At 53.8% G+C, this 21,377-nt stretch carries 19 protein-coding genes; 16 read left to right on the top strand and 3 right to left on the bottom strand.

The genetic code is table 11. The features are described 5' to 3' along the window. The first annotated feature begins 12 nt into the window (after nucleotides 1–12). The 13 genes from tolQ to AY555_RS07555 all read left to right on the top strand — a co-directional run bounded on the left by tolQ (nucleotide 13) and on the right by AY555_RS07555 (nucleotide 15,191). Nucleotides 13–732 carry a protein TolQ gene (tolQ, locus tag AY555_RS07495; protein WP_066135267.1) on the top strand — a complete coding sequence of 240 codons (720 nt, stop codon included), beginning with the start codon at nucleotides 13–15 and terminating at the stop codon, nucleotides 730–732. Nucleotides 733–750: 18 nt separating this feature from the next. Then, nucleotides 751–1,209: an ExbD/TolR family protein gene (locus AY555_RS07500; RefSeq protein WP_066135268.1), complete on the top strand. Its 459-nt coding sequence runs from the start codon at nucleotides 751–753 to the stop codon at nucleotides 1,207–1,209. Between the two features lie 21 nt (nucleotides 1,210–1,230). Then, entirely contained in the window at nucleotides 1,231–2,112 is an 882-nt protein-coding gene (locus AY555_RS07505; RefSeq protein ID WP_156483333.1) for an energy transducer TonB, read from the top strand. A gap of 43 nt (nucleotides 2,113–2,155) precedes the next feature. After that, the gene (tolB, locus tag AY555_RS07510) at nucleotides 2,156–3,460 is read left to right on the top strand and encodes a Tol-Pal system beta propeller repeat protein TolB (protein ID WP_066135272.1); all 1,305 of its coding nucleotides are present in this window, start codon (nucleotides 2,156–2,158) and stop codon (nucleotides 3,458–3,460) included. Nucleotides 3,461–3,625: 165 nt separating this feature from the next. Continuing rightward, nucleotides 3,626–4,090, top strand: a complete 465-nt coding sequence (gene pal, locus AY555_RS07515; RefSeq protein ID WP_066136778.1) for a peptidoglycan-associated lipoprotein Pal — start codon at nucleotides 3,626–3,628, stop codon at nucleotides 4,088–4,090. 233 nt (nucleotides 4,091–4,323) lie between these two features. Next, nucleotides 4,324–5,112: a tol-pal system protein YbgF gene (ybgF, locus tag AY555_RS07520; RefSeq protein ID WP_066135274.1), complete on the top strand. Its 789-nt coding sequence runs from the start codon at nucleotides 4,324–4,326 to the stop codon at nucleotides 5,110–5,112. 15 nt (nucleotides 5,113–5,127) lie between these two features. Then, nucleotides 5,128–6,450: a tRNA lysidine(34) synthetase TilS gene (gene tilS / locus AY555_RS07525; protein WP_066135276.1), complete on the top strand. Its 1,323-nt coding sequence runs from the start codon at nucleotides 5,128–5,130 to the stop codon at nucleotides 6,448–6,450. Nucleotides 6,451–6,527: 77 nt separating this feature from the next. Next, the gene (gene ftsH, locus AY555_RS07530; RefSeq protein ID WP_066135278.1) at nucleotides 6,528–8,474 is read left to right on the top strand and encodes an ATP-dependent zinc metalloprotease FtsH; all 1,947 of its coding nucleotides are present in this window, start codon (nucleotides 6,528–6,530) and stop codon (nucleotides 8,472–8,474) included. After that, nucleotides 8,471–9,598, top strand: coding sequence for a dihydropteroate synthase (gene folP, locus AY555_RS07535; RefSeq protein WP_245176903.1), 1,128 nt, complete (start codon nucleotides 8,471–8,473; stop codon nucleotides 9,596–9,598). The genes ftsH and folP overlap by 4 nt, the downstream gene beginning before the upstream one ends. A gap of 17 nt (nucleotides 9,599–9,615) precedes the next feature. Continuing rightward, on the top strand, nucleotides 9,616–11,004 hold the full coding sequence (glmM, locus tag AY555_RS07540; RefSeq protein WP_066135280.1) for a phosphoglucosamine mutase: 1,389 nt from the start codon (nucleotides 9,616–9,618) through the stop codon (nucleotides 11,002–11,004). Then, nucleotides 11,004–11,825: a bifunctional hydroxymethylpyrimidine kinase/phosphomethylpyrimidine kinase gene (gene thiD, locus AY555_RS07545; RefSeq protein ID WP_066136782.1), complete on the top strand. Its 822-nt coding sequence runs from the start codon at nucleotides 11,004–11,006 to the stop codon at nucleotides 11,823–11,825. Before glmM ends, thiD begins: the two co-directional genes overlap by 1 nt. 210 nt (nucleotides 11,826–12,035) lie before the next feature. Continuing rightward, nucleotides 12,036–13,823 (top strand): M10 family metallopeptidase C-terminal domain-containing protein, encoded by a 1,788-nt coding sequence (locus AY555_RS07550; RefSeq protein WP_156483334.1) that lies wholly within the window; start codon nucleotides 12,036–12,038, stop codon nucleotides 13,821–13,823. A 189-nt stretch (nucleotides 13,824–14,012) separates the two neighbouring features. Beyond that, entirely contained in the window at nucleotides 14,013–15,191 is a 1,179-nt protein-coding gene (locus tag AY555_RS07555) for a M10 family metallopeptidase C-terminal domain-containing protein (RefSeq protein ID WP_082811918.1), read from the top strand. A 51-nt stretch (nucleotides 15,192–15,242) separates the two neighbouring features. On the opposite strand, the gene serA is transcribed toward AY555_RS07555, so the two are convergent. After that, entirely contained in the window at nucleotides 15,243–16,478 is a 1,236-nt protein-coding gene (gene serA / locus AY555_RS07560; RefSeq protein WP_066135287.1) for a phosphoglycerate dehydrogenase, read from the bottom strand. Between the two features lie 195 nt (nucleotides 16,479–16,673). Here serA and AY555_RS07565 point away from each other — a divergent pair, with 195 nt between their 5' ends. Next, nucleotides 16,674–17,147, top strand: a complete 474-nt coding sequence (locus AY555_RS07565) for a RidA family protein (protein ID WP_066135289.1) — start codon at nucleotides 16,674–16,676, stop codon at nucleotides 17,145–17,147. 18 nt (nucleotides 17,148–17,165) lie between these two features. On the opposite strand, the gene AY555_RS07570 is transcribed toward AY555_RS07565, so the two are convergent. Together AY555_RS07570 and AY555_RS07575 are read right to left on the bottom strand one after the other, a co-directional pair. Next, nucleotides 17,166–17,945, bottom strand: coding sequence for a hypothetical protein (locus AY555_RS07570; protein ID WP_066135292.1), 780 nt, complete (start codon nucleotides 17,943–17,945; stop codon nucleotides 17,166–17,168). A gap of 108 nt (nucleotides 17,946–18,053) precedes the next feature. Continuing rightward, on the bottom strand, nucleotides 18,054–19,283 hold the full coding sequence (locus AY555_RS07575) for a glycoside hydrolase family 2 TIM barrel-domain containing protein (RefSeq protein ID WP_156483335.1): 1,230 nt from the start codon (nucleotides 19,281–19,283) through the stop codon (nucleotides 18,054–18,056). 170 nt (nucleotides 19,284–19,453) lie between these two features. Here AY555_RS07575 and AY555_RS07580 point away from each other — a divergent pair, with 170 nt between their 5' ends. Then, nucleotides 19,454–19,891 carry an SUF system Fe-S cluster assembly regulator gene (locus AY555_RS07580; protein ID WP_066135294.1) on the top strand — a complete coding sequence of 146 codons (438 nt, stop codon included), beginning with the start codon at nucleotides 19,454–19,456 and terminating at the stop codon, nucleotides 19,889–19,891. A 34-nt stretch (nucleotides 19,892–19,925) separates the two neighbouring features. Continuing rightward, nucleotides 19,926–21,374 (top strand): Fe-S cluster assembly protein SufB, encoded by a 1,449-nt coding sequence (sufB, locus tag AY555_RS07585; protein ID WP_066135296.1) that lies wholly within the window; start codon nucleotides 19,926–19,928, stop codon nucleotides 21,372–21,374. The last annotated feature ends 3 nt before the right edge of the window (nucleotides 21,375–21,377 follow it).

The following is a 21,377-nucleotide window of genomic DNA, read 5'->3' on the forward strand; positions in this document are numbered from 1 at the left end:
TTCGGAACGATCATGGACCCCACTGTCCTGCCTCAAGCCGCTGTGGCCGCTGCCGATCTCTCTCCTCTTGGCCTGTTCTGGCAAGCTGATCTTGTCGTCAAGGCGGTCATGCTGGGGCTTGTCCTGGCTTCGATCTGGAGCTGGGCCATCATTTTCGACAAAGCCCTGAAGCTGCGTTATCTCAATGCCAAGGTGGACAAATTTGAGGAGAAGTTCTGGTCCGGTGGATCGCTGGAAGAGCTGTACGAGCGTCTCAGCAACCGTCCTGCCGATCCCATGTCTGCTGTTTTCGTTGCGGCGATGAGGGAGTGGCGCCGTTCATCGGGTCGCCCGGGAACCGGGGATACAGGTATTCGTGCTCACTTTGCCCAAAGGGTGGAGCGTGTGATGCACATAACCGTTGCCCGTGAGATGGAAGGGCTGGAGAAGCGCATTGGTTTCCTCGCTTCGACCGGGTCGGTGGCGCCCTTTGTTGGCTTGTTTGGAACGGTGTGGGGTATCATGCACGCGTTCCATTCCATCGGTGTCAGCAAGGATACCAGCTTGGCAACCGTTGCACCTGGTATCGCGGAGGCTCTTTTCGCTACAGCGATTGGGCTGGTGGCGGCTATTCCGGCCTTGGTTGCCTATAACAAGATTTCGTCGGATCTCGATCGTTTTGCCCAGCGGCTGGACAATTTTTCCGGTGAATTCGGGGCGATTTTATCCCGTCAGCTTGACGAGCGCGGCTGATAGCAGGAGTACCATCTTATGGGCATGACGGTGCAATCTTCAGGTGCTCGTGGGGGCGGGTTTCGTCGCCGTCGTCGTCCTGTTGCTGAGATCAACATGACGCCGATGATTGATGTGATGCTTGTCCTGCTTGTTATCTTTATGGTGACGGCGCCGTTGTTGACAACCGGTGTCAGCGTTGATCTGCCCCGGGCCAAGGCTCCCCAGATTTCCGAACCGGACAACAAGGCCCTGACCGTTTCTGTTGCGGCAGATGGTCAGGTGTATCTTAACCAGACCCCGATTTCCTTGGAGCTGTTGCCGGCTAGGGTTCGGGCTATTGCCGGTGTTAATCCGGATGTACGGATCTATGTTCGTGCCGATGGGCAACTTCAGTATGGCGTTGTGATGCATATTCTGGGCAGCCTGCATGCTGCTGGTTTTTCCAAGGCTGCCCTGGTTACGCAGACGCCCGCTGCCTCTGCGGTTAAACGTTAGTTTGGATGGCGCAGTGTGCACATGAAACGTCGCGGTATGTGCAACGGGTTGGTTGTTTCTGTCACGCTGCATGCTGTGGTGCTGTTGCTGGCTGTGTTTGGCTTTCCTTCTCTGTTCGATGAGCCGGAGCCAATTGAGACGGCCATGATTGTGGATCTCGTCGAGATTGCTGAGCGTACGGCGGCACCTCCCCCTGTCAAGAAGGTTGAGGAGCCAAAGGAGGAACCGAAGCCGGAACCAAAGCAGGATGATCAGCCCAAGCCGCAGATGCGTGCCGATGCTGCTGTCCCTCAGCCAAAACAGGCACCGGAGCCAGAGCCGAAGAAAGCAGAGCCAAAACCGGTTGAGCCCCCTAAGCCTGATCCTGAAAAAGTAGAGCCCAAAAAACCGGAACCCAAGAAGCCGGAGCCAAAGAAACCCGAACCAAAAAAACAGGACACACAGAAGGCCAAGCCCAAGGATGATGATCCGTTCAAGGATCTGATGAAGAATGTTGAGAAATTTCGCGAGAAGTCAGAGCCTGCCACACCGGAAAAGAAGTCAACCCCACAGCAACCTTCCAATCAGCCAAGAGTTCTGAATGCCCCTCTTGCCGATCGGGCCACGATGACGGAGCTGGATGCCATAAGAGCGCAGATTGAACGGAACTGGGCTGTTGATACCGGTGCCAAGGGGGTGGAAAGTATGGTGATCCCTCTCAAGGTTCGCATTACACCGGAAGGCATGGTGACCAGTGTCGATGTTCTTGATACACAGCGTTATGGCAGTGATTCATCGTATCGGGCTGTTGCGGAATCAGCGCGGCGGGCTGTGTACCGGTCGCAGCCAATCCGCTATCCTTTGCAAAAGTATGAGACGTTCAAGTCCATGGAGCTTGTCTTCAGCCCTCAGTCCCGGATGTAACCGGAACAGCGGGTGTGATCTTTCCGGAAGGAACCAGGAAGCGATGATAAAGTGTGGTGTTCTTGTCTTTGTGATCGCGCTTGGCCTTGGCATCGGTACCCCGTCACGGGCAGAGGTGCGCATTGACATTACCCGTGGCCGGGTTGAGCCAACGCCTGTTGCCGTTCCTGATTTTGTGGCCTCGGACTCAAACCGTTCGGTTGGCGCAGATGTTGCGTCGGTGGTTTCAGCCGATCTGGAGCGTTCAGGACTTTTCCTGCCGTTGGATCGGTCCGCATTCATTCAGCAGTTTTCAGGTCTAGATGAGCCACCGCACTTTGCCGACTGGCGCACGATCAATGCCCAGGTTCTGGTGCAGGGAGCCGTAGAGTCACACGGATCAGGCACGGTGCGGATTGCCTTCCGTCTCTGGGATATCTTCACCGGGCAGCAGGTTCTGGGTAAATCGTTTACAGCGGCCCCGGATAACTGGCGCCGTGTTGCGCATATGATTTCTGACGAGATCTACAAGCGATTGACCGGTGAAGACGGTTATTTTGATACCCGTATTGTCTATGTCGCAGAAAGTGGGCCGGTAACACGCAGGGTCAAACGCTTGGCGATCATGGATCAGGATGGTGCCAATCACCAGTATCTGACGGATGGCTCCTCTATGGTGCTGACTCCGCGCTTTTCCCCGACTGCGCAGGAAATTACCTATATGAGCTTCTATGGCGACAGCCCTAGGGTCTATTTGTACAACATCGACTCTGGCAGGCAGGAGCTTCTGGGTGATTTTCCAGGCATGACATTCGCACCGCGCTTTTCACCTGACGGAAACAAAGTTGTCCTGTCTATGGCGAAAGATGGTAATACCGACATCTTCGAAATGGATTTACGAACCCGGCGCCGTATTCAACTGACGAATGCGTCTGCGATTGATACGTCGCCTTCTTATTCGCCTGATGGTCACCGTATTGTTTTCAACTCGGATCGTGGCGGTACCCAGCAGCTTTACGTGATGGACTCCGATGGAAGCGGTGTTCGCCGCATCAGCTTTGGCGAGGGACGTTATGCCACTCCGGTCTGGTCCCCGCGGGGAGATCTGGTTGCTTTTACAAAGATGAAGGGCGGTGAATTCTACATTGGCGTCATGAAGCCGGATGGAAGTGGTGAACGCATGCTGTCATCAGGTTTCCTGATGGAAAGCCCGACATGGGCGCCAAATGGTCGTGTTCTGATGTATTACAGAAGCGAGAAGAGCGGAAATCCCCAACTTTACTCAATTGATCTCACAGGTTACAACGAGCGACGTGTTATCACACCCCAGGCTGCGTCAGATCCGGCGTGGTCACCGCTTTTGCCGTAATCGTGACATGGCATTGCATCAAACGGACTGTACGGAGTTGAGAAAAACCAGTATAAGGCCGTCTTGGGGTCCGTTTTCGGGCCTGCCTGCTCTGTGCGCAATATCCTTGTGGTCTTGCGGCCCGGAGCTTCCTTAACCCCATTACGTGAGCTGAGGGGAAAAACAATGAAGTTCCGCCTGTTGCCCGTTCTCGCCGCCGTAGCCCTTTTGTCCGCATGCGGTACCGCCTCTGATGAGTCGGCCAGCGGCTCCATGGGCAAAGCCGCTCCTGCTCCTGGTTCGGTTGAAGAGTTCATGACCGTTGTGGGCGATCGTGTTCACTTTGGTTTTGACAAGTACACCCTGACCCCGGAAGCACAGGCTACACTGCGTAACCAAGCCGCTTGGCTGAAGCGCTACTCCAGCACGACCCTGATGATTGAAGGGCATGCTGACGAGCGCGGTACGCGTGAGTATAACCTTGGTCTGGGTGAGCGTCGTGCGAACTCCGTCAAGAAGTTCCTGATTGCTCAGGGTGTGAGTGCAAATCGCCTGAAAGTGACCTCCTATGGTAAGGAGCGTCCGGAATGCGGTGATGCAACTGAAGCCTGCTATACCAAGAACCGTCGCGGTGTTTCTGTTCTGCACTAATCAGCTGCATTAGACTCCGCTGCGCTTGTGTGGCGTGCGGTGTCGATACGGCAACACGTGTGTTAGAAAGCGCCCGTCAGCTGTTGGCTGCTTATGTAGCTGGTGGCTGCGGGTGCTTTTTATTTTCTGTGCCATATGAGTTGCCGTTTTTTGTTGGCTTTCTGTAGACGTGTAGGATGTTATCGTGTGTCTTGGACACGGTGTTCTGGTCTACAGAAATTCAGGAATGTTGTATGACTGACGGGGCTGCTCTTTTCTCTTTGTCTGTGCTGTTGCGTTTTTCATGTGCCGGCTGTGCCGTGATAGCGTGTCTTCTGGCGTCCTCTCCAGCTGTGGCCCGTGATGGCTTTTCTCCCTCGGGTATTCGTGTGGCTCAGGCTGATAGCGCTGGCCTTGTTTCCGAGCTTCTGGTCAAGGTTGGTGAACTAGAGCGCCTGAACCAAGAATTGACGGGGCGTCTGGAAGAAGTGCAGCACGAGAACCAGCAACTGTCCGAGCGTTTTGATGCTTATGTCAAAGATGCGGAGTTTCGTTTCCAAGAACTGGAAAAAGGACGTGGTGGAGCATCCCCTGCTTCCGGTTCTTCTTCTGAGCCTTCGTCCGGTGCTCGGACCTCTACTCCTTCCGAGCCTATGGATCCCGGCCAGAAATATACACGTGCCTTCAATCTATTGCGCACAAACGACTACCCGGCAGCGCAGGTGGCTTTTCAGGATTTCATCAAAGAAAATCCCGGTCATGATCTAGCGGGGAATGCACAGTATTGGCTTGGTGAAACGTTCTATGTGCGCGGCAATTACAAGCAGGCGGCTGTCTCTTTCCTGGATGGGTACAAGAAATATCCCAAGAGCACGAAGGCGCCGGATAACTTGTTGAAGCTTGGGTTAACCATGGGCAAGCTGGGTCAGAACAAGGAGGCCTGTGCTGCTTTGGGCAAGCTCAAGTCTGAGTATCCTGCTGCGCCGGATGCGATAAAGCGTCGTTTGGGGAGCGAGAAAGAACGTCTGAAATGTTCATTCTGACCCAGTCGGTTGTGTATGTCTGCCTTTGATTTAGATGTGCTCTATGCGGCCTTCAGCGAAGCGATGGAAGGTCTTGGGCCTTTTGGGTGCCCGCCAGTTGTCGCTGTTGCTGTTTCCGGTGGTGCAGACAGCCTTGCTCTTGCCCTCTTGGCCCGGCGATGGGCTCTTGATCGTGGCGGTTGTCTTTATGCTTTGACGGTTGATCACCGTCTGCGTTCTGAATCGGCAACGGAAGCGTGTCAGGTTGCTGACTGGATGAGGGCCCATGGTATCAGGCACCATATCCTCGTTCCTGACAGCGCGCCTCCACCCGGGGCAGGGCAGGAGTGGGCGCGGCGATGTCGTTACACGCTTCTGGACCAGTGGTGCCGGGAACAGGGAATAGTCCATTTGCTGCTTGGTCACCATCAGCGCGACCAAGATGAGACGCGGATCCTGCGACGTAATGCCGGCAGTGGATCTCTTGGGCTAGCAGGAATGGCACCCCTTATGACCCGTGAGAATGTATGCCTGTTGCGCCCCTTGCTCCATGTTGATCCTGATTCTCTCAGGGCCTTTCTGATACACAGCGGCCAGCTCTGGATTGAGGATCCATCCAACAAGAACCTGCGCTATGAGCGTATCAAGATTCGTCAGCGTCTTTTGGCGGGTGATAAGCAGGGCCACCCGGGAACGTGTGCTGCCGAGCGTTTCTGTTTTGAGCGGCGTGTTGACGAAGTGTTGGCTGCTGCCGTCTGGATTGATGCGTCTGGTTGTGCGATCTGTGATTATCAGGCGCTGCGGGATGTCTCGCCAGATGAAGCGATGCATGCCTTGCGGCGTGTTCTGATGTGTGTTGGCGGTCTGGAATATCCGCCACGTCAGGAGCGTTTGTTGCGACTGATGGACAAGCTCCCTGCCAGCGCAACGTTGGGGGGGTGCGTTCTTGTTCCTCAGGAATCCGGCTTGCTTATTGCACGGGAAATGCGTGGTCTACCGGATCGGATTCCTGTGGCTTTGTGGCCAAGTTCCCAACGATGGGACGGTCGCTTTCTGATTGGACATGAGGGAGATGTTCCGGAGCATCTGTCCCTTGCGCCTTTGGGGCGTGAAGGGACCGCTTTTCTCAAGGCATTGGAGGGGTGTATAACGCCTTTGCAGGGGGTGCCTCTGATCTCGCTGGCGACGCTTCCCGCTTTTTGGCTTAACGGGGTACTGGTATCTGTGCCGCAAGTAGGCTATTTCTCAGTGAAAACCGGGATTGATCGGGCTTTTTCTGTGTTTGCCCGCTTTTCTCCCTGTCATCCGTTGGGATCGTGCGGTTTTCGCCTTGCGAGCGGCCCATCCGGGCCTATGTAGATTAGATATTAAGTGACTGTACGCTGCAAAGTGGAGCCGGTTGGCACTGGCAGCGGGTTTGATGGAAGGGCAGTGCTTTGAATTTCAGCAAGAACTTGCTTCTGTGGGTGATAATAGCCGTCCTTCTGGTGGCGCTGTTCAACCTGTTCCAGACGTCTTCGCCTCGTAATGCAGGAAGTGCCATTGCATTCTCTGACTTCCTTGAGCGGGTTGACAGGAACGAAGTGGTTGCCGTGACCATCCAGGGTGGTCGTATTTCTGGCTCCTTGCAGAACGGTCAAGCTTTCTCCACTTTTATGCCTGACGGATCCAATGTAGTGCAGCAATTACGCGACCATAACGTCCGTATTGCAGCGCTGCCACGGGAAGACGATGTTCCCACGATTTGGGGAGTCCTGATTTCGTGGTTCCCGATGCTGCTGTTGATTGGCGTGTGGATTTTCTTCATGCGGCAGATGCAGGGCGGATCACGCGGGGCAATGGGGTTTGGAAAGTCCAAGGCACGTCTTTTGACCGAGAAGGCGGGGCGTGTGACCTTTGACGACGTTGCCGGTATCGACGAAGCCAAGCAGGAACTAGAGGAAGTGGTCGAGTTTCTGCGCGATCCTCAGAAGTTCCAGCGTCTGGGTGGCAAGATTCCCAAGGGTGTCCTTCTGGTTGGGCCTCCGGGGACCGGGAAGACCCTTCTTGCGCGTGCGATTGCAGGCGAGGCAAACGTTCCATTTTTCACGATTTCAGGGTCTGATTTCGTTGAAATGTTTGTTGGTGTCGGTGCCAGCCGTGTCCGCGACATGTTCGAGCAAGGCAAGAAGAATGCGCCCTGCATCATTTTCATCGATGAAATTGATGCCGTGGGCCGTCATCGCGGTGCTGGTCTTGGTGGCGGCAATGACGAACGTGAGCAGACCCTGAACCAGCTGCTTGTGGAGATGGACGGTTTCGAAGCCAACGAGGGCGTTATCCTGATTGCGGCGACCAACCGGCCCGATGTTCTGGATCCTGCTCTTTTGCGTCCGGGCCGCTTTGATCGTCAGGTGGTGGTGCCGAACCCGGATGTTCTGGGGCGCGAGAAGATTTTGCGTGTGCATACCCGCAAAAGTCCGCTGGGCCCGGATGTTGACATCAAGGTTATTGCGCGTGGGACGCCGGGTTTTTCTGGTGCTGACTTGTCCAACTTGGTGAACGAGGCCGCCCTGCTTGCTGCTCGCAAGGGAAAGAAGGTTCTGACCCACTCTGATTTTGAGGAGGCAAAAGACAAGGTTTTGATGGGTGCGGAGCGTCGTTCCATGGTCATGACCGAGGATGAGAAGCGGATGACCGCTTATCACGAAGGGGGGCATGCCCTGGTGACTTTGCACTGTCCGGCCTATGACCCCATCCATAAAGCTACGATCATCCCCCGTGGGCGTGCCCTAGGATTGGTGCAAAGCTTGCCGGAGCGGGACCGCTACTCCGTCAGCCGCGAATATCTGGAGTCCTTTCTGGCGATTGCCATGGCCGGTCGTATCGCCGAGGAGCTGATTTTTGGTCCCGAGAAGGTCACGACCGGGGCGGCGCAGGATATCAAGATGGCCACAGACCGTGCCCGAAGAATGGTGACGGAGTGGGGGATGTCAGAGAGTCTGGGGCCATTGGCCTATGCCGCACCAGAGGGGGAAGTGTTTCTGGGGCATACGGTGACAACCCAGAAGAACATTTCTGAACAGACAGCGCGTGAAGTGGACATGGAGGTCCGTACACTGGTTGATCGTGGCTACAAGCGCGCACTGAAGATCCTCACCGAGAACCGTGACCAGCTGGAGCGTATCGCCCAAGCTTTGCTTGAGTATGAGACACTGACCGGCGCCGAACTTCGTGGCCTTCTGGATGGACAGCCTATCGTCCGTGATGATGATTCGTTGCCATCTGCTACGGGGTCTGGCGCTGCATCTGGTCCTGTGCGGAAGTCCTCTGTGCCTTCCAGCGGGAAACCTGATACAGGCTTGTCAAACCGGCCCGGGCCGGAACCTCAGCCGGAAAGTTGAACGTTCTGGTTATGGACAGCTTGTTGCTTGCAGACAAAAGTCCCGCGTTGCCGCGGGCCTTTTGTTTGGCTCCTTCCGCCGTTTCAGGCTCCTTCCCCCTGTACGTTATTCCGTTGGGTATGACTCCGGGTGGGGCGCATGATAGCCCCACTTGGATGGTTATCTGGCGGGATGAGACGGGTATTGCCAGCCGTACCGTTGTTTCGCGCGAAGCCTTGGTTCAGTGGGCCTGTCAGGGGGGCGATGAGATCCTGGCCCATACAACGCGGCGGATGCGTTTCTGTGAAGGAAAAGGGCCATCCTCTTTTCTGGAGACAATGTTACCAGGTGGTCCTGTCGTTATGGGGATCATTAATGTAACCCCAGACAGCTTCTCCGATGGTGGAAACTGCCTGGATGTCGATACGGCTGTTGCGCGTGGTATCGCCATGCTGGAAGCAGGTGCCGGTATTCTTGATGTTGGCGGGGAATCAACGCGGCCTGGCGCCACACCGGTGTGTCATGACGAGGAAATTCGGCGTGTTGTTCCTGTTATCAGGGCTTTGGCCAACGCCGGTGCGGTTATTTCTGTTGATACCCGGCACGCGCCGGTCATGGAGGCGGCCGTTGCTGCCGGGGCTTCCATCATCAATGATGTTTCAGCCCTGAGTGGTCCGTGTAGTCTGGATATGGCTGCTCGTTTGGGAAAACCTGTCATCTTGATGCATATGCAGGGTGAACCGGGGACGATGCAGCAGGCACCTTCCTATATGTGTTCTGCCTTGGATGTTTTTGATGCGTTGGAAGAACGCATTCAGGCCTGCCGCAGGGCCGGTATTGACCAACGGAATATTTGCGTGGACCCTGGTATAGGCTTTGGCAAGCTGGCATCCCACAATGCAGATATCTTGGGGCATCTTGGCCTGTATTGCGGGTTGGGTTGCCCTGTTGCCCTGGGTGTGTCACGTAAGAGTTTCATTGGTCAGGTTGCGGGTGTTGCTGATCCTCTTCAGCGGCTTCCTGGTTCATTGGCTCTTGCGACCCTTGGGTGGGAGCAGGGTATTAATATTGTGCGTGCGCATGATGTGGCTGCAACAGTGCAAGCGCGTAATGTATGGCAAGCTGTGCGCTCTGCCGCACAATAGAGAGACCGAGGCAGTTTATGGGAACAAGAAAGTACTTTGGTACAGACGGTATACGTGGGACAGCCAATGTAGAACCCATGACGGCTGAAACCGCGTTACGGGTCGGAATGGCTGCCGGGCGTATTTTTACCCGTGGTCCTCATCGACATGCCGTTGTCATTGGCAAGGATACCCGGTTGTCAGGCTATATGCTTGAACCCGCCCTGACCGCTGGCTTTATCTCTGTGGGGATGGATGTCTTGTTGGTAGGGCCAATGCCAACGCCGGCGGTTGCCATGCTGACCCGGTCGCTGCGCGCTGATCTGGGCGTGATGATTTCTGCGTCCCATAACCCTTACCAAGATAATGGTATCAAGCTGTTCGGGCCCGATGGTTACAAACTGTCTGACGAGGTTGAAGCTTCGATTGAGACCCTGATGCAGGAGCTGGATGCACCGGAGCATCAGGCGGTAACCTTGTCCTCGCCAACAGGCTTGGGCCGGGCTAGGCGTCTGGATGATGCGGGTGGCCGGTATATTGAGTCCGTCAAGCAGACATTTCCCCGGGGGCTCCGTCTTGACGGGTTGAAGGTTGTTGTGGACTGTGCAAACGGAGCAGCCTATCGCACAGCGCCCTCTGTTCTGTGGGAACTGGGGGCAGAGGTGATTTCTCTGGGCGTTGACCCGAACGGAGTCAACATCAATGATCGGTGCGGCTCTCAGCATCCGGATGCCATGCAGGCTGCCGTTATCAGTCACGGGGCTGATATCGGTATTGCTCTTGATGGTGATGCCGATCGCCTAGTTTTGTGCGATGAGCACGGACACTTGGTTGATGGCGACCAGATTCTGGGCCTGATTGCTCGTGCTCTTCGGAATAGGGATGAATTGCCGGGTGACACCGTTGTTGCGACTGTGATGTCCAACTTGGGGCTGGAGGCTTTTCTGCGGTCAGAACGTATCCAGTTGCTTCGGACCGCAGTTGGGGATCGCTATGTGATGGAACAAATGCGTGCCAGCGGTCTTGCGCTTGGCGGTGAGCAGTCTGGTCACATCATTCTGGGAGACCATGCAACAACGGGTGATGGGCTTGTCGCAGCTCTACAGGTTTTGGCAGAGCTTGTGCAGTCCGGTCGTAGTGCGAGTGAGCTGCTGCGTGTTTTCCAACCGTATCCCCAAGTTTTGCGGAATGTGCGTGTTGCTGGTCGCCGTCAGGCAGACCATGCTCTGGCTTCCGATACAGTAAAAGGATGTGTCGGTCATTGGGAAAAACGACTGGGTGTGACAGGACGTGTTCTTTTACGGAAATCCGGTACAGAGCCCTTGATCCGCGTTATGGTGGAGGCAGAGGATGCCGGCTTGGTCGAAGATGTCGCGCTGGATTTATGCCGGGCTATTGAGTCCAGTGCGGATGGAGGCGTGTCATGATGGTCTCTTTATCCCGTGGGCGTGTGTTGATTATTGCCGGCTCTGATTCTGGTGGTGGCGCCGGTATTCAGGCTGATATCAAGACCGTGACGTGTCTGGGTGGTTTTGCCACAACGGCGGTTACGGCCTTGACGGCCCAGAATACAAAGGGTGTATTTGGTATACACCCTGTTCCAGAGTCTTTTGTACGCGATCAGATTGCAGTGGTCATGGAAGATATTGGTGCTGACTGCATCAAGATCGGGATGTTGGCAACAACCGGCATCATTCGTGCTGTCTCGCAGGCGCTTGATGATTTCGCAGCAGATGTGCCGGTTGTTCTTGACCCGGTCATGTACGCAAAAGGGGGGCATGCCCTGCTTGAACCTGACGCGGTTCAGGCCATGAAAGAGATGCTCATCCCGAAATCATTCCTGATCACGCCCAATCTTCCCGAAGCAGGGGCCTTGGTTGGTCAAGATATTCTCGATGAATCTTCCATGGTTCACGCTATGGATGCCCTGCGTGAGCTTGGTTCTTCGGCTGTTCTGTTGAAGGGTGGGCATCTGGATGGTGACCTGCTGGTCGACTTGCTGATTCATGCCGATGGGGTGGATCGTTTCCAGGGAGAGAGAATGTTTACCCGTCACACGCATGGGACAGGATGTACGCTGGCTTCTGCTGTTGCCACTGGTCTTGCTCAAGGGCTTTCGCCTCTGGCTTCTGTGACGCGTGCCCGCGATTATGTGCGTGTTGCCATTGAAACAGCACCTGGATTTGGGCATGGGCATGGGCCTCTCAATCATAATCATACCCTTCAGGTTCATCGGGCAGCACACTAAGGCCGATGTTTTTCTGAGCGAGGCCTGTGTACGGGAGCTCAGGGCGTGATCCCTCTTGGGAATATTGTTGTTTCATAGGGGGCTTACATGGTTGGCTAGGCCCCTATTGGTTGCTTTTATTAATACAAACCACCTGCGCTTGAATATTGGAGGCAGGCAAGCTACCCTTCGTGCGCCTTTGCTTCCAGCAACTTGTGTAGGGGGTGGTCAATGACTCGCAGGGTGGAACAAGACAGTTTCTTAGGAAACCGCGCTGTCTTCCGTGTTTCCGAGTGCTTCTTTCCAACAAAGAGCCTTGTTGCCGGTGATAGCGCACGTGCGCTTCCTTCTGAAGCCCCAACGCATCGCTTTGGAAGCTCCGGAGATGATACGATCCGTGCCGAACCTGGGCCAGAATTGATTGATGGCCTGGATGGAACAGATCTTGTTGATTATTCAGAGCATGAATCGTCCCAACTGGTTCAGCTTCCCTCTGTTGTCCCCACAATAGAGACAGATGTGCAGACCCCTGATCAAGAAGAGTCTTTGGTCGCTGATCGTTCTGGCAACAGCGAGGCCAACCTTTTTATAGATGCGCCTGCACATGAAGTGATTGATGGGCATGGCGGGGTCGATGTGGTCGATTATTCCAGATCATCTGCGGGTATACGCGTTACGCTTGCCGGAGAAAACGATGCATACGTCTATGTTGACGGTATCTGTCAGGATGTTTTGCGCAATATCGAGGGCGTTGTCGGTACGTCCCTAGCCGATGAGTTGCGTGGTGATGACGGTGTTAATGTCTTGATCGGGAATGGTGGTAACGATCTTATTGAAGGTGCCGGCCAAGGTGATTTGCTAATGGGGGGAGCTGGGGCCGATATCTTTGTTTATCGTCACCTCTCTGATTCCAGTCCGCAGTATCAGGATTTTATCGCAGACCTGAACAGCCTGTCGGGAGACAGAATTGATCTTTCAGATTTTGATGGGAACGTGATGCGCGAGGGCTTCCAGCCTCTTGTGTTCTCGGGCGATGTCCCGCGGGTTCATTCTATCTGGTATCAGGATGATATGGATGCGGGGTGGGGAGCAGGAAAAGTTGTTGCAGATGTTAATGGTGACCTAGAACCGGATATTACGATTGGAGTATGGGAAATGTCAGCTCGGCAGGGAAAAATTAATGTGGTGCTAAGGCATGAAGTTCTTGGCACGGATAACGATGATATTCTTGCGGCAACGCCTGAGCGTGATCTTGTTGATGGTCTTGCGGGGTTTGATTTTCTTGATCTTTCGGAGAGCAAAAAGTCTCTGTACATAGCGCTATCCGGATCACAGGACAGTATAGTTTTTGCAGATGGCCTCTCGGATGACCTTGTTCGTAATATTGAGGGAATCAAGTCAGGATCAGGGAATGACGTCATAAAGGGGGACTCCCTTAACAATGTCATCGTTGGTGGGGCTGGTGACGATATTCTTTTTGGTGGAGAGGGTCAGGATATCCTAACCGGAGGGTCAGGTTCTGATCGTTTCGTTTATAATGCTTCGCTTGATAGTGGGGATACAATTCTTGATTTTAGTGTTGCTGAAGGCGACGCCTTGGATTTTGGTCTGACACCGGCAGCGTCTCTTCTCCATTTTTCTACAGATGGTCCGAAAGCACATGCTGTGTGGTGTGTGCCGGGTAGCCCGGGGAAACCGGCTCTTGTTCTTGCGGATATCAATGGGGATGGTGCCCCTGATTTTACGGTTACGCTCTTGGGATTATTCTCTGAAGAAGCGCCCAAGGTTTTGCTCCCGGGGTCTTCTGATGCCACTGCCGCTCTTGCTCCACCTGTGTACAAGCCACGTGAGGCGGGCAAGAACTCTGTTGAGGAGTCTACGTTGCCTGTCAGTGCCTATGATCCTGTCGGAGAGCCGGATCACGTGGAAGACTTTGTTGCCGGTTTTGCTCCATTAGATGTTGTTGGAGTGGGTCTTTCTGAGGGGCATATCAGCTCTGATGTGGAGCTCTTTTCTTAATATTTTCTGGCAGCATCATGTATTGCTTGGAAGAGAGAATTTATGATGTTGCGTAGCAATAATAATTATGAGGAATTCGCCCCCATGTATTAGCGTGAGGGCTGAATAGTACTATATAGCAAATGCAAGGATAATTTTATGCTACTATTTATGTGAAATATAAAATTAATAAAGTAGGAGGTCTTGATCATGAAGCCATACGACATGGACCCAAAGCAGTCGATCGTCGGGACAGATCAGAATGATCTTTTCATAGGAAATGATGAAGGTAATATTTTTCGTGGAATGGGTGGTCGCGATATCCTAGATGGCTCTGGTTGTCAGGATACAGCGGATTATTCTGACAAGGTTGATCCTGTTGTTGTTACCTTGAAGCAATCCTCGCCTACGAATGTTTTTGTTGGCGGTGTAGCCGAGGATATTCTCATTAATATTGAAAATATCATTGGGGGGGCTGGGGATGACAGGTTGATTGGTGATGATAGCATGAATGTATTCCGGGGAGGGCCGGGGAAAGACTATATTGATGGCGGTGGCAGTCCGGATTGCGCAGATTATCTGGACAAGGATCTGCCGGTTCACGTTACCCTCAACGGGAAGCACGAAGTCACGGTTTACGTTGGGGGAGAGCCGGAAGACACGATAAGGAATATCGAGCAGATCATTGGTGGTTCCGGTGATGATCGTCTAATCGGAGACAACGAGGGTAACGTCTTTCATGGTGCTGGTGGACGCGATTACATTGATGGCGGTGCCGGTATGGATACGGTCGACTTCCTTGACAAGACGCAGCCGGTACATCTGACCTTGGCTGAAGGTGGGGCTGAAAGCATAGCCTTTGTCGGCGGCGTTCCTGAAGATACGCTTAAGAATATAGAGGTTGTGATTGGGGGGGCTGGTGATGATCACTTGATTGGAAACAGCTCTCTCAATTGGCTGTCCGGTGGTGATGGTAATGATACGCTGCAAGGCAATATTGGCCGGGATCTTCTGATCGGAGATAAGGGTGCTGATACGTTTGTCTATGTTTCTTTTGAGGATTCGCTGGTAGATACGCCCGACTACATTGTTGACTTCAACAGTGCAGAGGGGGACCGCGTTGACCTTTCCGCCATTGATGGAGACCGTTCTACGGATGGCTTCCAACCGTTGCGTTTTGGCGGAACGCTTCCTCGCCCCAATGGGGTCTGGTACGAAGAGTGTGGAGAGATCAATCAGTTAGGGGGTTTGATTGCAGGGCGCAACATCAAAATTCATGTTGATGTAGATGGCGATGCCTTGGCGGATATGATGATAAACCTTTGCGAAGGAGCACCCGAAGGTGCGCCTAATCTTGTATTGTCCGATCCACTCTACCTGCTGTCCTAGTGATTTCGCGAACCGGAGGCAGGGGTGTTGTCCCTGCCTCCTTTCTTTATGTCATAGCAGGAAGCGTGTTCGTATTGTGCCGGGAATTGTTTCCAGCGCCGTCCTGATGGCGTCCATATCTCCCTCCCGGGTATCCACATCAACAACGACATAGCCAATATTGGATGATGTTTGCAGATATTGGCCTGTAATATTGACGGTGTGTGCCGAGAGAACCTCGTTGATTTTGGCCAGAACCCCCGGGACATTCTTGTGTATATGCATAAAGCGTGATCCGCCCAGATGCATTGGGAGCTGCACTTCGGGGAAGTTGACAGCGCCCAAAGTTGAACCGTTATCAGAGTATTTAACCAGCTTCTCTGCAACTTCGGTGCCGATGTTGACCTGTGCTTCCAAGGTGGAACCTCCGATGTGGGGGGTCAGGATAACGTTGTGCAGACCGCGAAGGGGACTGATGAACTCTTCCTTTGAGTCGGCAGGTTCCTGTGGAAACACATCAATGGCTGCGCCGGAAAGATGTTTTTTTCTCAGGGCATTGGCCAAGGCATCAATGTCTATAACCTGACCCCGGGCTGCATTGATCAGTGCTGCGCCAGACTTCATCAAGGCCAGCTGTTCCGTGCCAATCATGTTTTTGGTTTCGGGGGTTGATGGAACATGCAGGCTGACGAAATCGGATGCGGCCAGCAATTCATCCAGGCTGGCGCACGAGCAGGCATTGCCAAGCGCTAGCTTTTCAACAATGTCATAGAACAGGACCCGCAGCCCAATGTTCTCAGCCAGGATAGACAGCTGGGTGCCAATATGGCCATAACCGACGATGCCGAGGGTCTTTCCCCTGACCTCACAGGCCCCGTCTGTGCTTTTCAGCCAGCTTCCGCCATGGGTGTTCCAGTTCTTTTCCGGGATACGCCGTGCCAGCATGATGATTTCCCCCAGAACCAGCTCGGCAACAGAGCGTGTATTGGAGTAGGGCGCGTTGAAAACCGGTATCCCCATGGTCCGCGCTGCATCCAGATTGACCTGATTGGTCCCGATGCAGAAGCACCCGACGGCAATAAGTTTGTTGGCTGAAGTCAGAATATCAGATGTCAGTTTTGTACGTGAGCGAATGCCGACGATGTGGGCATCGGCGATGGCTTGTTGAAGCTCGGCTCCGTCCAAGGCACCCCCATGACATTCCACCGTTGTATAGCCCTGGGCGGTAAGGTAGGTAACAGCACTGCTGTGGATATTCTCCAGAAGCACAATTTTTATTTTGTCTTTCGGAAGAGAGAGCTTGCTCACAGATATCCCCTTGAATCTGGATAGGAACAACAGGCGTAGCGCTGGTTCCCTTTTGGATTGCCGAATACGTGGCCAGGGTTTATCACACACGCACGTCTTTGGGCATCCCCGTATTGTGTGTAGAACGGGAATTGATTCGTAATAATCTTCCTTGGGTGATGCTTGTTCTGTTGCAAGAATTCAGGAGCATTTGTGATGCAAAATGGTCGTATTGATGCGTGTCTGGAGAAGCTTGGGCTTGTTCTGCCCCCCGCTGTGGCCCCTGTTGCCAATTATGTGCCGTGGGTTGTGCTTGGGACGCAGGTTGTGATTTCCGGACAGCTGCCCATGCGTGATGGAAGCCTGATGACAACCGGTCTTCTGGGGCGCGAAGTCAGCGTGGAAGACGGTGCTGCTGCAGCACGTCAGTGTGCCCTTAATCTGCTGACGCAGTTGAAGGCAGCGTGTGGTGGTAATCTTGACCGGGTTCAGCGCGTGGTTCGCTTGGGTGGTTTTGTTGCGTGCACACCCGATTTTATTGACCATCCCAAGGTGATTAATGGGGCTTCTGATTTGATGGTCCAGGTATTTGGTGATGCGGGACGTCATGCCCGGGCTGCCGTTGGGTGTCCATCTCTGCCGCTGGGTGCTGCTGTGGAAGTTGACGGGGTCTTTGAAATCGCCCCCTGATATCCATCAGGGATTGGTCTAGAACCGGGCGACAGGCATTTCGGTGTTGCTGCTGTTCCGTCGCCCGGCTCCATAATGAGCAAAAAACAGATCCCGGAATCCCCCGTGTTCCTCGTCAAGGAGAGGTTCCCGGCGTGGTGCGAGAAAGAACGATTTGACCTGTTCCATCGCCAAGGGGCTGAGTGAGTCGGGCCGAACAAGGGTCGACATGCGGGGTGCCAAGCATTCGGCAACCTGCTGGCATCCAGCCATTTGTGGTGACAGGGGCAGATGGGTGCGTGAGAGAGCTTCCATCGCCTGTATCAGACTTTCTTCACTCGATGGGGATGCTTTTCCATAGGTGCTCTGGTCCATTTCGTTGATGTGATGAACAACTTGCTCCAGAAACTCCGTCATTGTTCTGGCTATGCTTCCACAGCTTGCGGCGGATGTTTTAAGCGGTGAAAAGACCCGGTTGTCCCACCATTGAGTCAGTGCCGTATGGGCACGGCAGTGCTGACGCACAACGGATGGATCGGCTATGCCCTTCATCAGAGCCCCGGCCATGTCTTCCTCTTCCATCAGGCAGTGAACAAGCCAATAGATGGTGATGGTATCAACGAAGTAGTGCGTTAGTTTCTCGTTTTCATGGCTGGCTGCATGGGCCCCGCGGGTCAGCAGGATCAGGAACATGCCGTGGTGGATGTCACAGTACCAGTGCCCTGTTCTCAAATGGTCCGGTAGAAGAGGAGATTGGACCACGGGAGCAATATCTGACTCTTGGAAAATGGTTTGGTCCTGTGCGGTAGCCAGCTGCATGACAGTGTTCCCGTAAGAGAATCGCCCGTATATCGTCATGCTGTTGCCCTGCAGCGTCAATCGGGCTGCAGGGGGTTGTGGCCAAGGCTATATGTGCAAAAACTACCTTCAGTTTGTTTCTTGGTCGGAAACCAAGAACGGCAGGTTTGCCGTATCAGCTTTCCCGGATGGATCCCGTACCGTAATGAAAAGGCGATAAGCCCCGGGCGGTGGACTGATAAACGTTAATTGCTGTACGCTGTTGTGCCGGACATGCACAGGTATCTGTTCCGGAATCGATTCAATATCTCCGCCTTTTTTCAGGTCCGTTGATTCCTTTCTTACAATCCATTCCGTGGTAAGGGCATGTCCTTCCGGGTCAATGGCATCAACGTGGGCAATGATATCGTCACCGGAATGGTGTTTATCGGCATTGATGCGGGTATGGCGTATTTCTGGAGCCTTGTTCATCACGGCCTGTCCCCAGGATTCAAGCAGGGCGTCGGTCATGGGGGTCAAGCTGCCATCTTTGAGCAGAAGGCCGTGCCATGTTTCGGTTTGTTCCTGTTTGGCTCCCCACACGAAGGCAAATCCACCGATAAGTTGCGGGCTTTCCTTTATGAAGGCCATTGCATCCCGGAAAAATTTGGCTTTTTGGCTTCCTGTCAGCTCCAGCGGAGCGCCCCACGCCTTCTTGGCTGCGTCCCACTGTCCCAAGGGCCCAAATTCGGTAATGGCAACGGGCTTGTGGATGCCTGCTTTTTGCAAACGATCCGGAAGTCCGTACAGTCCGTCGCCATAGGTGTTGATGCCAATAATATCGGCATGTTGGTTATGATCAGCCAAGATTTTCAGATGCTCATCCCCCATATTGGCCACAATCATGATGGTGGGATGTTCAGGATCTATGGCCTTGACCATGGCTGCCGTGTTGTTCACAAGCCGCCATGCGGGTCTGGGATCGCTTTGAAGAAGCTCGACCTCATTGCCAATGCCCCATGCCAGAAGGGCTGGGTGGTTGCGGTATTGGGTTACAAAGTCGCGGATCCGGGCGTTTTGCTCTTCCACAGCTTTTGGGTCGTCAAGATTGAATCCCCGGCGTGGATGCTCAAGCCATACCCCCATAACCACTTTCAGTCCCAGTTTGGCGGCTTCATCCAGGACCCATGCATCTTCCTCACCGTAAAGGCGAATGATTTTCCCGCCATTCTTGGCAAAGGCTTCCAGATTGCTTTTGTCGCCTGAAAACGCAGCACCAAGCCACGGAGTTCCTTCAAGAGGTTGAGCGCAATGGGCTTGAGGGGACATCATTGATAGCAGTATAGCTGCAGTCAGGGGCGCAATGTAACCGCGTGTCATGGCGTATCCTGTCCAACCTAAATATGTGTAATCCTGACCCTATAGGTCTTTTTCTTGTGTCGGCAAGGTAAACTTGCTCTTGAAACAGGACCTTTTTAGTCTTATTAAAGAAGGGACTGAAAGGGTCCTGTATCTATGGCCGATGGTAGGCAAATGTCAGGGGTGTTTGTATGCTTCGCATTAACAAGTTGACCGACTATGCCGTTGTTTTGTTGGTATACATGGTAAAAGCTGGTGGGCGGCACTCTGCTCAACAGGTTGCCGGCGAGACCGGTATTCCCATGCCGACAGTCGCCAAGATTTTAAAGACCCTGACACGGGAAGGGCTGGTTGTCTCGACCCGGGGTGTGTCCGGTGGCTATGGTCTGGGGCGTGGAGCCGAGCAGATCACGGTTGCCGATATCGTGCAGGCTGTTGAGGGTCCTATTGCCCTGACATCATGTGTAGACGAATCGCCGGATGGATGCGGGATCGGGAACCTGTGTCCAATGAACGGTCATTGGAATCGGGTGAATGGCGCTGTATACCGTGCGCTTTCAGACGTGACCTTGGCCGATATGGCATCAGATCCGCTGCCGTTTGTGCCCCGGACCGTGACCGTGGCCTGAGCAGCGTAGAGTTTCAAAGGGAGCAGGACGGAGCATGGCGGCAACAGACAGCACAGCCAGAACCGTAAAGGAACTGGAACATTACCGATACGGTTTTGAAACCGATATTGAAAGCGATCGGGCTCCCAAAGGCTTGAACGAAGATATTGTGCGGTTCATTTCCGCAAAGAAGGGGGAGCCGGACTGGCTTCTGGAATGGCGCCTGAAGGCCTATCGCTTGTGGCTGACGATGGAGGAGCCTGACTGGGCAAACTTGAAGTATCCAACCCCGGATTTCCAAGATGCCTATTATTATGCGGCGCCGCGTCAGAAAGCGGGTCCAGCCAGTCTGGATGAAGTGGACCCAGAACTTCTGAAGACATACGAAAAGCTCGGCATTCCGCTGAAAGAGCAGGAAGTCTTGGCTGGTGTTGCCGTTGATGCCGTATTTGACTCGGTATCCGTTGCAACAACCTATAAAAAGCGCTTGGAGGACATGGGCGTTATTTTCTGCTCCATTTCCGAGGCGGTCCAACGGTTCCCCGATCTGGTGCGGCAGTATCTTGGATCTGTTGTGCCGGTAGCTGACAACTTCTATGCCTGTCTGAACTCGGCGGTCTTTACGGATGGCTCATTTGTATACATTCCAAAGGGACTGCGTTGCCCGATGGAGCTGTCAACCTATTTCCGTATCAACGAAAAGAATACCGGGCAGTTCGAGAGGACCCTGATTATCGCTGATGAGGGGGCGTACGTTTCCTATCTGGAGGGCTGTACGGCCCCGCAGCGTGACGAGAACCAGCTGCACGCTGCGGTGGTTGAGCTTGTTATCCTAGATGATGCCGAGATCAAGTATTCCACGGTCCAGAACTGGTACCCCGGTGATGCCGAGGGACGGGGCGGGATCTACAACTTTGTGACCAAGCGTGCAGCCTGTCGCGGGCGGAATGCCAAGGTCATGTGGACCCAAGTTGAAACCGGATCGGCCGTAACGTGGAAGTACCCCTCCTGCATTCTCCAAGGCGACAATTCGTCAGGGGAGTTTTATTCGGTTGCCATCACCAACAATTTTCAGCAGGCCGATACGGGCACAAAGATGATCCATATTGGCCGTAATACGACGTCCAAGATCATCGCCAAGGGTATTGCTGCTGGTAAGTCGGATCAGACCTATCGTGGACTGGTACGCATTATGCCGGGTGCAGAAGGGGCGCGGAATTTTACACAGTGTGACAGTCTTCTGATCGGTGATCAGTGTGGTGCGCACACCATTCCCTATATTGAGAACCGCAATCCCTCGGCCCGGACTGAACATGAAGCAACGGCAAGCCGTATCTCGGAAGAGCAAATGTTTTACTGTCTGCAGCGTGGGCTTAATCCGGAAGAAGCGGTTGGTCTGATCGTCAACGGGTTTTGCAAGGAAGTTTTGCAGACTCTGCCGATGGAATTTGCCGTTGAGGCCCAGAAGCTGGTCTCCATTTCGCTTGAAGGCAGCGTTGGTTGAGCC

Source organism: Haematospirillum jordaniae, assembly GCF_001611975.1.
In the GTDB taxonomy this organism is placed as follows: Bacteria; Pseudomonadota; Alphaproteobacteria; order Rhodospirillales; family Rhodospirillaceae; genus Haematospirillum; species Haematospirillum jordaniae.

Coding starts and splice junctions, on each gene's coding strand:
- tolQ (WP_066135267.1), top strand. CDS start 13: ATGGACCCCACTGTCCTGCCTCAAGCCGCTGTGGCCGCTGCCGATCTC.
- AY555_RS07500 (WP_066135268.1), top strand. CDS start 751: ATGGGCATGACGGTGCAATCTTCAGGTGCTCGTGGGGGCGGGTTTCGT.
- AY555_RS07505 (WP_156483333.1), top strand. CDS start 1,231: ATGAAACGTCGCGGTATGTGCAACGGGTTGGTTGTTTCTGTCACGCTG.
- tolB (WP_066135272.1), top strand. CDS start 2,156: ATGATAAAGTGTGGTGTTCTTGTCTTTGTGATCGCGCTTGGCCTTGGC.
- pal (WP_066136778.1), top strand. CDS start 3,626: ATGAAGTTCCGCCTGTTGCCCGTTCTCGCCGCCGTAGCCCTTTTGTCC.
- ybgF (WP_066135274.1), top strand. CDS start 4,324: ATGACTGACGGGGCTGCTCTTTTCTCTTTGTCTGTGCTGTTGCGTTTT.
- tilS (WP_066135276.1), top strand. CDS start 5,128: ATGTCTGCCTTTGATTTAGATGTGCTCTATGCGGCCTTCAGCGAAGCG.
- glmM (WP_066135280.1), top strand. CDS start 9,616: ATGGGAACAAGAAAGTACTTTGGTACAGACGGTATACGTGGGACAGCC.
- thiD (WP_066136782.1), top strand. CDS start 11,004: ATGGTCTCTTTATCCCGTGGGCGTGTGTTGATTATTGCCGGCTCTGAT.
- AY555_RS07550 (WP_156483334.1), top strand. CDS start 12,036: ATGACTCGCAGGGTGGAACAAGACAGTTTCTTAGGAAACCGCGCTGTC.
- AY555_RS07555 (WP_082811918.1), top strand. CDS start 14,013: ATGAAGCCATACGACATGGACCCAAAGCAGTCGATCGTCGGGACAGAT.
- AY555_RS07565 (WP_066135289.1), top strand. CDS start 16,674: ATGCAAAATGGTCGTATTGATGCGTGTCTGGAGAAGCTTGGGCTTGTT.
- AY555_RS07570 (WP_066135292.1), bottom strand. CDS start 17,945: ATGCAGCTGGCTACCGCACAGGACCAAACCATTTTCCAAGAGTCAGAT.
- AY555_RS07575 (WP_156483335.1), bottom strand. CDS start 19,283: ATGACACGCGGTTACATTGCGCCCCTGACTGCAGCTATACTGCTATCA.
- AY555_RS07580 (WP_066135294.1), top strand. CDS start 19,454: ATGCTTCGCATTAACAAGTTGACCGACTATGCCGTTGTTTTGTTGGTA.
- sufB (WP_066135296.1), top strand. CDS start 19,926: ATGGCGGCAACAGACAGCACAGCCAGAACCGTAAAGGAACTGGAACAT.